9 protein-coding genes are annotated in these 13,015 nt (G+C 59.3%); 6 read left to right on the forward strand and 3 right to left on the reverse strand.

Annotated features, from left to right (window positions below; genetic code table 11):
- Positions 1–205 precede the first annotated feature (205 nt).
- Both B7Z66_09770 and B7Z66_09775 read right to left on the reverse strand, forming a co-directional pair.
- The gene (locus B7Z66_09770) at positions 206–2,431 is read right to left on the reverse strand and encodes a hypothetical protein (protein ID OYV76231.1); all 2,226 of its coding nucleotides are present in this window, start codon (positions 2,429–2,431) and stop codon (positions 206–208) included.
- 143 nt (positions 2,432–2,574) lie between these two features.
- Positions 2,575–2,817: a hypothetical protein gene (locus tag B7Z66_09775; protein OYV76232.1), complete on the reverse strand. Its 243-nt coding sequence runs from the start codon at positions 2,815–2,817 to the stop codon at positions 2,575–2,577.
- 1,011 nt (positions 2,818–3,828) lie between these two features.
- Between B7Z66_09775 and B7Z66_09780 the strand changes: the two genes are divergently transcribed.
- The 3 genes from B7Z66_09780 to B7Z66_09790 all read left to right on the forward strand — a co-directional run bounded on the left by B7Z66_09780 (position 3,829) and on the right by B7Z66_09790 (position 7,040).
- Positions 3,829–4,050 carry a hypothetical protein gene (locus B7Z66_09780; protein OYV76233.1) on the forward strand — a complete coding sequence of 74 codons (222 nt, stop codon included), beginning with the start codon at positions 3,829–3,831 and terminating at the stop codon, positions 4,048–4,050.
- Between the two features lie 725 nt (positions 4,051–4,775).
- Positions 4,776–6,116 carry a hypothetical protein gene (locus tag B7Z66_09785; protein ID OYV76234.1) on the forward strand — a complete coding sequence of 447 codons (1,341 nt, stop codon included), beginning with the start codon at positions 4,776–4,778 and terminating at the stop codon, positions 6,114–6,116.
- A gap of 432 nt (positions 6,117–6,548) precedes the next feature.
- Positions 6,549–7,040, forward strand: coding sequence for a hypothetical protein (locus tag B7Z66_09790; GenBank protein ID OYV76235.1), 492 nt, complete (start codon positions 6,549–6,551; stop codon positions 7,038–7,040).
- 191 nt (positions 7,041–7,231) lie between these two features.
- Here B7Z66_09790 and B7Z66_09795 read toward each other — a convergent pair whose 3' ends face one another.
- Positions 7,232–9,583 carry a hypothetical protein gene (locus B7Z66_09795; GenBank protein ID OYV76236.1) on the reverse strand — a complete coding sequence of 784 codons (2,352 nt, stop codon included), beginning with the start codon at positions 9,581–9,583 and terminating at the stop codon, positions 7,232–7,234.
- Positions 9,584–10,785: 1,202 nt separating this feature from the next.
- Here B7Z66_09795 and B7Z66_09800 point away from each other — a divergent pair.
- The 3 genes from B7Z66_09800 to B7Z66_09810 all read left to right on the forward strand — a co-directional run bounded on the left by B7Z66_09800 (position 10,786) and on the right by B7Z66_09810 (position 12,937).
- Complete coding sequence (locus B7Z66_09800; protein ID OYV76237.1) at positions 10,786–12,060, forward strand: RNA polymerase subunit sigma-24; 1,275 nt, start codon at positions 10,786–10,788, stop codon at positions 12,058–12,060.
- Positions 12,061–12,135: 75 nt separating this feature from the next.
- Positions 12,136–12,513 (forward strand): hypothetical protein, encoded by a 378-nt coding sequence (locus tag B7Z66_09805; protein OYV76238.1) that lies wholly within the window; start codon positions 12,136–12,138, stop codon positions 12,511–12,513.
- 13 nt (positions 12,514–12,526) lie between these two features.
- A complete protein-coding gene (locus B7Z66_09810; protein OYV76239.1) occupies positions 12,527–12,937 on the forward strand; it encodes a dehydrogenase in 411 nt (136 codons plus the stop codon).
- Positions 12,938–13,015: the final 78 nt, after the last annotated feature.

Raw genomic sequence — 13,015 nt, forward strand, 5'->3', positions numbered from 1 at the left:
CAGCTTCTCGATAACCGCTACTCACCCATCCGACCCCACCCAGTCATTCGGGCTTCGATCAAACCCGACTGCTTTTTTTTATGAAAAGCGGACTTTAAACTCGACACATACCCATTTCTAAAGGGTTATTAACTCATAGCGAGTCTCACGCAGAAGCTGTCGGCCGTCTACCGTACCCGGACATGTCGACACTGCGAATACGCTCCTACGACGCGGCCCCGCGTTGAAAAACAAAGTACGAGCGGAACGCAATACTCAGCGCGCGATTCGCCATCGCGCTAGCTGCCTTCTCCGATTTGTGGAAACGGGACTGGTAATAGCGAGCAAGCGCCCGCCTGGCTTCTGGATATTCAACCCTGAGGTCATCGTAAAGCCGTTGATGATGCGGGGTGGATTTTGCCCATGCGTGCAGACCGGCATTCACTTCGGCCAGGGTGTTATAGGGTTTTCCTGTCAAAGCCCAAGGCCGCAGAGCCACGTTCACCCAGGTCTTTTGGGCTGTTGTACGCAGGGAAGCTACGGGATGGAGTGTACCGGAGTTCTCGTCGGGCCCCAGAACCGCATTGAGCGTCTTTGCCAATTGGTGAACTGCAGGGGGTAACAGGGGCAACAGATAGACATGCCCTAAGCTTTGCACAAACGGGGGGCGCGGCTGAAACAGAATCGCGCAACTTGACGTCCCCACCTTTGGGCCGAACATATAGGGATACCAAGCGCTCTCCTGGTTCAGGTTGATTGCCCACAGGCGGGCAGTACTGTTGTCCGAAAAGACAACCGGAGGACGCCAGCCCAGGGGAATGGCCTGTCTGACTCCGGCTTCTGTTGTATTAATGCCATTGTCCATCAGTTCAACCTGATGCCAGAATCTCTTCGGCCGCATGTTCACAGGAACGGTAAACAGGCCATACCAATCACCCTGCCAATTCATTGGCTCATCAACAACGACGACCCGCCGGCCTTGTGACGACGTCTTCTGCCAGTACACAAAAGCGCCCGCATTGACACCCGTGTCATGCGCGGGAGGGGTTAGTTTTTTGAAAAACCGCTTGTTGTACTGGATGCCATCACCCCCCGAAATATCACCGGGTTTGGGACCTAGGGCGAACGTGCTCCCGAGGCCGGGCGGTATCGGAGGAGGCCTGTTAAGATAAAAATTGTCTGATTGAAATTGGGCTTTGGCCACCTTGAGTGCCTGGGCACAGTACGCATCAAGCCTGGGTGACTGATAAAGAACGTGCGGCCACTGGTGTGGCCCTGGCACAACATGGACGTCCTGGATCCACGCGATATTTCCAAGTGGTACATAGTGGTACGATCGCATATGTCCGGGAGAATTTTTGACGAAGGCGGTCACCCCGATTGTGCCGCCAATACCGGTTTTGTAGGTGAAATCCACCAGTGCAGCGGACGGTTCCCACGTCAGTTCATAATAGGGGTGCCCCCTGTCGCGTTTGTTTCCGATGATATCGGTGGGCCAACTTGTCCACCCCAACCCCATCCACCCGTTGAACCATCGGGCCATCTGCGGGTGCGACGTGGGCAGCATGTACAGTTTGCTGTCCATAAACGCGCGATACCGGGAAACACTGTGATGAAGTTGCGGGAGTGACTGCCCGGCATACCTGTCCGGCGGCATGCGCAAACGAATGATCGTCTCGCGTTCCCCGTCACCCAAAAGGTCAAGGCGCGTGCGCCACATAACGGGTTCTCCCTTTTCCCTCAAGGCCCGTGTCGTCTTCAACCAATCATCCCAGACATGCTGACAACTTGGGACAAGGTGACAGTACGCAACATGCGCCTGCCCACCCGCGACCCATTCTGTCACGATCGTCTTGGCCAATTTCTGGTTCAACGGAATGCGCGTCCAGTGAGGGCGATAGAACTGCGGAAACCGTGGAGAAAGCCGCGGATTCGGGCTGGAAAATGGCAACGTGCGGAACTGGTTGAAATTCCTGGCAAGGGTCTTGACCGCGGGCGATAACGGTATGGTCCCAAAGCCAGGATCACGTATCGCATAGGCGACGTATTTCCCCAGGAAGGTCGGCTTCAGGCTCCCTGTCTTGTCGTTGTTAATCGTGGAATTGGGGTCTGCGGGTTTATCGTAAACCGTTCTTAATGCGGCCAGGCGTGTCCGGTAGGCGCGCCTTAAGCAGGTACGGGTGGAACACACATCACGCACGTTCTCAAGCCAGCTCAGCTCCTGCGAGACCAGCCTCGTTTTCTGCCCAGGATCTGCCTCGGCAAGAACTGCAGCATAGACCTTCCCCAACTGTCCATCGAGCCTGGAAATCTCAGGGTCGTGGCAAATCGACTTTTCCACTCTAGTCTGCGCCTTGGTGCAGTCGAAGCTAGCAGCATGAACGATTTTCCCGCAGAGGAACAACGAGGATACACAGAGAATTATCCGCATTCCCTTGAGCCAATCTTTCATAAATTCTTGTCCTTATGAGGCCACCAAGTCGCATGACCGCTTTTCATCTGATCTCAGTAAAATCTATATGCTCCCCAGATGACCGCTCCTGGCCGGAAGAAATGGACCTCGGATTTTGGGCAGGCGGATAAGTGTATTTCCGGTTATGCCGCCTTCCGGTGGTCAGCCGATTCATAGGTATCATCGAACCCGGCCAGCATGAGGTAGAGGTTGTCGCCGGGGCGATAGGGATCGGGCGGCGCCGTCAGCAGGCTTACCGTCTGTGGCGACAGCCGTTCATCCGCGCTGTTGATGGCATACACCGTAGCGGCGAGCACCAGCACGACCGCCACGGATCCCAGAACCAGCCTCTTCAGGATGCGCAGGCCTACGTTCACGATACCCACTTGAAATATTGAGAATATTCCCTGCCCTATCGGCGAATCGCCGCGTCTCTGAAGCGCCTGGGGCTTGTGAGCCGCCAAGACCAGCCAAGCTCCGCGACCACTGATCAGCTGCGCCCCGCATTGGATTGGTTTGGGATCGGGCTCGGGTTACGCTATATTGGATCAAGCCGGGGTCCGTCCCCAGTGGCGCCGACCGCGCTGCAACGTACATTGCCACCCTCTCCAAAAACGACAAAACAGGGCGGATGCCGCAATTCCGGGTCGATCAAGCGCCACGATAAGCCGAGGGCCCTGCGTCTCTTCCGCGAGTGGTACCACCTTCGGTTGAGCGCCGGGTGTTTCGTGCCCCCCGCTTCGGCGTGCGCGTGGCGCCCGTCATTGCAGGCCGGTTGAGGTCCGATTCAGGTACGGGACCAAAAACGGGACCATAACTACAATATCGGAGGCATAACGATGAAACCGCTAGCCGGAAACCTCATGCGCGCCGCCCTATTGGGTGGAACCTTCGCCTTGTCGTCATACGCCCCGCAGGCCTTGGCCGGCCTGATACCGAACACTGACATCGTCACGGTGGGCAACACTCAGTGGGCCCAACCGAAATTTTTCGTGAACAACTCCTGGAACGCAATGGCAACGGCCTGCTCGTCGACGACCGGGGCGTGCACAGGCACGGTAAACGGGTACGATCTCAGGGGCTGGACGTGGGCCAGCCAAGCCGACGTCGTCACGTTGTTCAATCATTATCTACCTGCTGACGCGCAGCTTAGCATCCCAGGAAAGGCGCAAATCACAGAATCCGCAATCGATCCAACCCTATACGACCCAAAAGCGCTACTATTTGCTACCGGCCAATTCTCTCCAACAGGGTTGTTTGTAACGGTAACGGACGTTGGACCTAGTTGGCTCCCCCTCCCAATATTAACTATCAATCCAGGGTTGGTCGCATTCACAAGAACACGGATTCTGACGAGCGGCGGGACGTTTGAACCCGATACTCCCTCCTGGGACGCGTTGCCGCCGCGGTCAGGCGACACGGGCCTGCTGGCCGTGTCCGCCAACGCCACCGCCCCGGGGGCAAGCGTCGAAACCACCGATTTTTGGGCCTATTATGGCGGCTTTTTTTTCCGCCCTTACACCGTCCCGGAGCCACCGGAATTAGCCCTAATCGGAATCGGTTTGGTCGGATTGGCCGCAGCCCGGCGCAATCAGAAGAAGTGCCGGCGTAACGCCTAACGGCCCCCGCAATGCCACGGTTGGGCCCGCAGAGACGGGGCGGCATTCCTTTTGTCGCCGATATCAGGCCTTATTGCGCCCTGCCCCCGATTTTCGGCCCCGATTCTCCCGGTACATTTTTCGGACCCACTCAGACACAGGATGATTGCGATACTCGTCATAAAACGCTACGGTGTGCGTCCAATTTGAGAAGCGCGACGCGACAATCAAGGTCGCGTTAATCCAGAATAAGAACGAGGTGTGGAAAATTGCAGGCTTCCAGGTTTATTCTCCAGCGCTACTACCACGATGAAGCCCCGGCCCGGCAAAACAATCCAGCCGACGTCGGTGCTGTCGCGCCTCCTAGGCTGAGCTTTGACGATGAGTGTCTGCTCTGTTTCTTAATGAATCGCCGCTTTCCGGAAGACACGAGCGTCAGCTCCTGGGCGCGTGCTGCCTTTAGGGGTATGCGCCTGAAGGCAGCCGTTGGGCATCTGATGAAATCTTCCACCGGCGGCTTATGGGAACTGGAACGAATTGCGGCTTCCGGCCAGTAGCGGTCACCGGACGACGCCGTTGACGGGACCGCTTAGCGTACGGAAGCGGACTTGCCGCGCGGATTGGCGAGAGCAAAGGTCAGGCTCAGATCAGCACGACGAGGTAGCGTATTCAAGGGACTCACCGATATTGTGAAAACATTCCTGCGAACCTTACGAAAGGTAGTCCTCTGGGGTCTGGCGATTGTGGTGATACTCGTTGCCACGCTCTTCGTCATCAATAGCCGTGATGAGCGCTTGTCACCACAGACTGCTCGCCTGCTAACAGCGCGGACCAACCCGTACCCCGCCAATGAGAACCTCTACTTCATGCTCAGTGGCCTCGACGCGCCGCCCGGTGGATCGGTAATCGCCACAGGGGAAGCCAGAGTCCAGGCGTACGAAGCGTGGCTCCGGAAAGCGTCCGGCCCCTCTGATCTGCCACCTGACAAGGCGCTCCAAGGAGCGCTGGAATTCAAGGGTACACTCCCTTGGAGTCGGCAGTCCGTAGGCGCCCTTTGGCACGAGGCGGATGGTCATCGGCTAGAGATTGAGCGTCTGGTCACCGACAACCGTGAGTTGTACCGGCGGTACCGAGCTCTCCACACCGCCAGCGGCTATTACGAGACCGCCACGCCCAGTATATATGCGATGCCGCCGTTTCCTCCTTCACGGCTACGACACCTCTTCTTAGCGTATTTTGCGGTACGCATGAAATCTGGCGTTTTAGCGTCCCAGTCGGCCGCGCTGGCGGCGGTGGGCGATGACCTTCAGGTTTGGCGAAAGGTCTTGCTTGGGGATGGGTCGCTCATTTCAAAGATGGTGGCTGTTGCCTATCTCAGGCAAGATTTTCTGCTGCTAGGCAACATGACTGCCGATCCGGGCCTGCGGCTGGGTGCGTTGCAGAAGACGTTAAAATTAGTAGTCAACCCCTTTCCCCTCGGGGACTGGAAGATCGGACAAGCATTTGCTCATGAGTTTCGTGTAGACGCGCGGCTCTTGCGAACATTATACCGGATGACTCCCTATGCCAACGAGCATATATCTGTCTGGGCAAAGTTTTTGAATTGGGTAGGCAAGCCGTTCTATAGACTGCACGCTACGGAGAATTTCGACGCCGAAAATGCCGTCAAGTTTATCGCTATAGCCAACGGGCCACCTAGAAAGCTAGAGAGCGCCATGGCGGCCTATAGTAACGAAATTGACTGCATGGGGACGCCTAAGCTGAGTTGCCTTTATAACCCCATAGGCAAGATCCTCTCCGCCATTGCCGCACCGGCCTACGAACAATACCCGTTGCGTGCATATGATGTCGCCGCGCTGCAACGTATGGTGCGACTAGCATATGCGATTCGCGTCCAAAAGGTGCCCATGGGAGATATCGTGTCATTTATGCGCCGACATCCCGATTGGTCGACGCACCCGGTAACTGGGGTGCAATTCAATTTCGATCAGGCCACCACCCGCTTGTCGGTGGTACCTACCTCCGAGCAGCAGAAGCATCGAAAGCTGGATATCCCGGTCTGGCATGCGGAGACCTTCGGCCGATGACGGGTAGTGCCACGATGGCGCTATGCTACTGACAGTGAGCGGTACTCGATCCCGGGGGGTCACTCGGTCAACGAAGCCGAGGCCGACCCCTTACAGGCACCTGACGCGATCGATGGGGGGACCGATGGTGCGCGGAAGCGGGCGCGTCTCCGTGCGCGGCGGCCGTAAAAAGGGGGGGAAGTAATTCTGCTCGCTTCCCGATCGGTGGCCACCGAGTGGCGATGTCCGTGTGATAGGTAGAGGCTCGCACCGTACCGCGAGCGCCCGCGACAACGGGTCGATAGCAGAAGTCTGCCGCAAAGGCGTGGGGCGGGTGCGGCGAACAGCGGAAACCCGGCAGGGGGTCCCGAGCGGCCGCTCCGCGCTTGGAAACGGATAATTTCCGTAACCCTATGGCAGTGACACAGAGATACGGCTTAAGGGCAAAGCTTTATGCGGAAGAACCTCGCGGTGTGGGTATACCTTGCGATGGTGGGCGGGATGGTAATATTTCTCATGGGCACGTGGGTTGAGTCGTTCGCGCCCCCTCCTGACCATTTTAGCACCGTCTCCGGGTGGATCTCGGATGTGCAGCGAGGGTATGGGAAAAACGCGCGGGAGGTCGAGTTTTTCGTGTCAGGGACCGTGGGGGGATTTTGGTATCCGTCGTTTTTTCCGAACGATCGAGTTGCGCTGCACGCGTTGCGGCGGGGCGCATTTGTTTCTGTCCGGTACAGCGGTACAGCGAAGCGCCCGCAGCTATGGGCGCTTACTGTCAATGGGTACCAACTACTGACGGTGCAAGGCACATATAAGGCGCGGAGGCGCAACGGTGATTGGGGCCTCGCAGGGGCTCTTGTGTTCGGATCTTTGCTGGCCTTGTTTGCTTGGCGTATTCGCGTTGTGTCTCAACGCCGTAAGACAGCGCAGGATTCGTTACCCTAGCGCCCTCTGGGTGTTATCGGTGAACCCGGGGTAACGACGACAGGCAAAGTCCGGCCAACAGCGGTCGGATGCCATAGGGATGTGCGGTGACCACATGCCGTCAGGTAGCGGACGTCATGCCGCAAAACCTACGTGGTGGGCAGTGAAGGGGGAGACGGCGCGACCTACGCCGCCCCGTCCGACTGCATCAGTTACACGTGACAGCGACGCCGCACGAAGCCCAGGCAGCCGAGCGCCAGCAGCGCCCATGGGCCGATGGCACCGCCGCCGCCACCACCACCAGGGAGTGAACTCGTCGCACCCTGGCTTAGGTTGGGCGAGCCTTCCACCGAGGCGGTTTGGGTGATGGTGCCCGATGTGACGGTGGGTGTCAGCTTCAGCTGTGCCGTGTCCATAGTGCCACCGCCCGCAAGCGGGCCCAGGTCGCAGGTGGCCACTTGGGTGGTGGAGTTGTAACTGCAGGTGCCTTGTGGCGTGGAGCTGATGCTGTCGTAGGTTGCACCGCTCGGCACGGGCAGTTGGACCTTCAGATCGGCGCTGGGGACCGAGCCGTCGTTGGTAACGAGGTAGTCGACCGTATAGGCGGTGGACGTTGTTACCGTGGCGGGCGCGTTCAGAACCGTCGACAGGTCTGCGCTGGGCAGTATATAGGCCGCGCCCTGGCCGCTGCCGCTGTTAACGACGTACGCCCCAATAAGCCCGGTAGTGCCGTCTGAGGACAGGGCGACCGAGTAGCCGAAAAAGTTATTCGCCGCCCCGTTGCTGGCGGTGAGCTCGACAGCGTACGTCGAGGTGTTGGCCCATGTCCCCGAGGTGGGCTCGGTGTAGACGTAGGCCGCGCCCTGGAGGCTGTTAACGCCGACCGCCCCAATCAGCGCAGTGGCGCCGCTGGAAGCGAGGGCGACCGAGTTGCCGAAGTGGTCATTCGCCGCCCCGTTGCTGGCGGTAAGCTCGGCCGTCTCGGTCGCGCTGACCCAACCCGAGGTGGGCTCGGTGTAGACGTAAGCCGCGCCTTGGTTGTTGACGTGGGCCGCCCCAATCAGCGCCGTGGCACCGTTGGAGGACAGGGCGACCGAATGACCAAAATAGTCATTTGCTACCCCGTTGCTGGCGGTAAGTTCGGCGGCGTACGTCGAAGTGGTGGCCCAGCCCGAGGTGGGCTCGGTGTAGACGTAGGCCGCGCCCTGGTTGCTGTTAGCGCCATCCGCCCCAATCAGCGCGGTGGTACCGTTGGAGGACAGGGCGACCGAGAAGCCAAAAAAGTTGTTTGCCGCCCCGTTGCTGGCGGTGAACTCGGCGGCATACGTCGAGGTGTTGGCCCATGTCCCCGAGGTGGGCTCGGTGTAGACGTAGGCTGCTCCCTGATAGCTGTTGGTACCCTGCGCCCCAATCAGTGCGGTAGTGCCGTTGGAGGACAGGGCGACCGAGACGCCGAAAAAGTTATTCGCCGCCCCGTTGCTGGCGGTCAACTCAGCAGTATACGTCGAAGTGCTGGTCCAGATCCCCGAGGCGGGTCTGGTGTAGATGTAGGCCGCGCCCTGGGAACTGTTGATGCCGATCGCCCCCACCAGCGCCATGGCGCCGTTGGAGGAAAGTGCGACCGACCAGCCGAAATAGTCATTCCCCGAGCCGTTACTGGCGGTGAGTTCGGCCACCTGGGTCCAAGTGCCGGTGGCGGCGCTGTAGGTATAGACGTACGCTGCGCCCTGGCGGCCGAGGTTGTTGACGGCGGGAGCCCCCACCAGGGCGGTGCTGCCGTCGACGGAAAGGGCGACTGAGTAGCCGAATTCGAGCCCTCCCGCCCCGTCGCTGGCGGTAATCTCCTGCTGCGTCCACACCAGCGGGTCGACGGTGACGGGGAGCCGGGCGTTACGGGCGTCGAAGGTTAGCGTGATGATCCGCCCGTGGGTGGTAAGACTCGCCGGCAGGACGTGCCCTTCGGCGTCGATGACCGTCAGCTTCCCGTAGCGAAGTTGGCCCCAGCTCAGGGTGCCGTGGTGATTCCTCGGCGCGGCACTGGCGGTCAGTTGTAGAACGATTTTACCGTGTCCGGCCGGGGCCCGGTTCAGGGTGAAGCCCTGCTCATAGCCCATCGGAAGAACCCGCCACCACTCGCGAAGTCCGGGGGCGCGATAGACGATGCGGTTGGCGTGGGGCACGGTGCGCGTGAGCGATACCGGATGCAGATGCCCGGCGTGGCCGAAGGCCGTCAAGCGCAGCCCCAGATGCTCAGCGCCATCGTGAAACTCCGCACCCCGGCGCGCGAAGCAGCCGGTGAGCGAGGCGTGTTGGCCCGGCGCCGGCACTCGCGCACACCCGTTGGTCCCGATGGCGTAGGCCGGATCGGTGGCAGCTTTGGCCGCTAAGGTCCGAGTGACGGCGGCCCTGAGATCCGCGGGAGCCTGGGCCAGGGTATGAACCGAGGCCGGTGCGGGGGCCGCACACACTATGGAGACCACACCCAGCAGTGCGGCGGTCAGGACCGGACGAAGAAGGATCATCGGACGAAAATTAACTCGACCAGAGGCGATAACCCCTTTCATCGGGAACCCCCCATCCAGTTTCGTAGTTTTTGTTGAGTAGGTCCGGTTTATACCGCTGAACCTGGAATGCGTCTACCGGAAAAGAAAGTTATGTAACAGCGTGTCAGCGTTATGTCGACACCACTAGGGCGGGTCGACCTACGTACACCCGTTATAGCACGGCAGGGTGATCGTCGTACGGGAGGCAGAAGAAGCTGATGACGCCGATGACGCCGATGACGCTGCCATCCTCAAGGCCTCCGCACTGCTACCCGTTCGCGGCAGAGGTACGCGACTTCACACAGGAGTAGGTTCCCACCGCACGGCGGACGCAAGTGCAGTCCTTAACGCGGAGCTTCGTTAAGACGCCTAACCGGCCATCCCGATCGAACCCTGGCCGACCGCTGCTCGCCCGAAAGCCGACCGCGTGCCGTCAACGCGCGAGCGGTCGCTTGGGGTTGGAAGTGCGCGTTCGCCGCCTTGGAAAGCAGCCGTTCGGCATGAATTTCTGCCCAGTGAGTGCTCAAGACCGCATAGCGGACCAAGTCGGTTCAGAACCCGCTGGCCGCAATGGCCGATTATGTAGACTGCTCGATTATGTGGATTTGACACTCTGCGCCCGCTATAAGCCTTGCGCTGGCGCGGAGAACGTGAAGGGGACGGTCTACATAATCCGCAACCCACTAAGGGTGGGGCGATGTTGTCGAGGTGACACTCACAGGATCATCATCGCGGCATTACCATCTCCTGTGCGGTCTCGCCGGAAATCTATGACCGATCTTGCCTATCCAGGAAGTTACCCAGCTCTGGAAATTATGTTGAGCATGTCGTTACATTAATCGCCGAAAACCCAGATTACGCAAGGCTCCAATGCCATGCCGCCCAAAACAGTCCACATAATCGAGCAGTCTACATAATCGGCCTTATGTAGCGCGCTACATAAGGCCGAGGAAACGACGGTTGGGCCTACAATGCTGGTCGGCGGGACGTCGGCCAAAGCGGACGATCTGCTGTCTGGATGCGGACGGCTCCTTCCGACCTTAAGCGGTCAGACGAATGTATCTAAAGTATCTATGGTTCATGTCAATGATCTGGCGAGCTGCTTTGGATCGACATCGATTTTGTGTGGGTGTAGTCTGACCCGGCTCCGGCAAACACATGGCGGCGCCGAATGCGTATGTCCCACAGAGGCATGTCGCATTCCGTGCCGCACGCTAAGATGAATCGCCGGACCGGCCCGGGGATTTTCCGTGACTCCGTTGGAACCTCTCAGCGAGATCGTCAGCCAGCTCTATCGCTCCGAATCCCGGCGCGTGCTCGCGACGTTGATTCGCTTGCTCGGCGATTTCAATCTGGCGGAGGATGCCTTGCACGATGCGTTCCGGGCGGCCCTGGAGGAGTGGCCAAAAAAGGGGATTCCAGCGAATCCGCGGGCCTGGCTGGTGTCCACAGGGCGGTTCAAGGCGATTGACCGGATCCGCCGCCTGGCAAAGTTTGATACGCCGTTGGACGCGATTGAGGAGCCGGAGTCACTGGATGATGATCCAGCCCAACAGGATGAAGAGTCTATCCGGGACGACCAGCTCCGGCTGATCTTCACCTGCTGCCATCCGGCACTGTCGCCCGAGGCGCGCGTGGCCATGGCACTACGCGAGGTTTGCGGCCTGACCACGGAAGAAATCGCCCGCGCCTACCTTATTGCTCCGGCATCGCTGGCCCAGCGGATTGTCCGGGCGAAAGCGAAGATCAAGGAAGCGAAGATCCCGTATGAGGTTCCGGAACTGCGCGCGCTCCCGGAGCGCATGCACACCGTACTGCAGGTTATTTACCTGGTGTTCAATGAAGGCTACTCGGCGTCGTCTGGCGATTCGGTTACGCGTGTTGATTTATCGGATGAGGCCATACGGTTGGGGCGTCTGTTATTGGATCTGCTTCCGACTGCGGAGGTGCAGGGACTCCTGGCGCTCCTGTTGTTGCACGAATCCCGGCGCATGGTCCGCACAGATCTACAAGGCGATCTGATCCTACTAGAGGACCAGGATCGTAGCCAATGGAATCAGCACCTGATTCGGGAAGGGGTTGTGTTGGTGGAGGCGGCCCTGCGCTCGGGCGAGTTTGGGCCGTACACCCTACAAGCGGCCATTGCGGCGGTGCACGCGGCAGCTAAATCCGTGGAACAAACGGACTGGCCGCAGATCGTCGCCCTGTATGATCGGCTCCTGGACCTGGAACCGTCTCCGGTCATCCGTCTCAATCGGGCCGTGGCCGTGGCCATGCGCGATGGCCCGGCCGCCGGGTTGGCTCTGATTGACTGTCTCGGGCAGGAAGACAATTTGACTGGATATTATTGGTTTTTTGCCGCCAAGGCGGACCTGCATCGGCGGCTGGGTAATACCGAGGCGGCAGATGCCGCGTACCAAAAGGCACTGAATCTCACTCAATTGGAGCCGGAGCGACGCTATGTGCAGAAACGGCGAAACGCGCTCCGTGAGAAATAATCGGCGTGCTGTCGAAAACCGGGATGCCCATTCGACTCGAGGTACCGAACCATAGTCTGACAAAGGAGGTTATCCATGAAATTCATGATGTTAATGATCCCAGCCGTCTATCAGGGCCGAGAGAAGCCGGCCGCAGGCTTCGTGCCCGACCCGAAAAAGATGGAGCAAATGGGGCGATTCAACGAAGAGATGGCCAAGGCCCTCACGTTGCTGGACCTGAACGGCCTGCACCCGCAGTCCAGCGGGGCACGGGTGTCCTTTTCCAAGGGCAAGCCAGCCATCACCGATGGTCCGTTCATTGAGGCCAAGGAGGTTCTGGGCGGGTATTGGATGGTGGAGGCGGACTCGAAAGAGGACGTCGTGAAATGGGCCGCGAGGTGTCCAGCTGACGACGGTGACACCATTGAGATCCGTCCGGTGTTCGGACCCGAGGACTTCAAGTGCGGGAAATAAGAGAGCAAACGCAATGAAATACATTTGCCTGGGTTACATTGACGACCAATACTTCGGACAACGGACCGAGAAGGAGCAGCGCGACTTCATGGATGCCTGCTTTGTCTACGACGAGGAGCTTCAGAAGAGTGGCCACTGGATCGGTGGCGAGGCGCTGCAACCGGTAAGCACGGCCACCACGGTCCGGTACCGCAACGGCAAGCCGCAGATTACCGATGGCCCGTTCGCCGAGACCAAGGAATTCCTTGGGGGTATCATGATCCTGGACGCTGCGGACCTGAACGAGGCCATTGAGCTCATGTCAAAACACCCGAGTCTGAAGATGGGCGGCACGTTCGAAATCCGGCCGAGTGCTGATTTGTCGGCGCTTGTGGCGGATAGCAAACGCCGCCGCGCCGCGACGGTGTCGAGCACTACTACCTAAATGGCCGTTGCGATAAGAAGGAGGTGCATTATGGGCCGTAGCGCCATTCATGCCGGCGAACACCTTGCCGAACAACTC

This window comes from Chromatiales bacterium 21-64-14, from assembly GCA_002255365.1.
GTDB lineage: Bacteria > Pseudomonadota > Gammaproteobacteria > 21-64-14 > 21-64-14 > 21-64-14.

Coding starts and splice junctions, on each gene's coding strand:
- B7Z66_09770 (OYV76231.1), bottom strand. CDS start 2,431: ATGAAAGATTGGCTCAAGGGAATGCGGATAATTCTCTGTGTATCCTCG.
- B7Z66_09790 (OYV76235.1), top strand. CDS start 6,549: ATGCGGAAGAACCTCGCGGTGTGGGTATACCTTGCGATGGTGGGCGGG.
- B7Z66_09795 (OYV76236.1), bottom strand. CDS start 9,583: ATGAAAGGGGTTATCGCCTCTGGTCGAGTTAATTTTCGTCCGATGATC.
- B7Z66_09805 (OYV76238.1), top strand. CDS start 12,136: ATGAAATTCATGATGTTAATGATCCCAGCCGTCTATCAGGGCCGAGAG.
- B7Z66_09810 (OYV76239.1), top strand. CDS start 12,527: ATGAAATACATTTGCCTGGGTTACATTGACGACCAATACTTCGGACAA.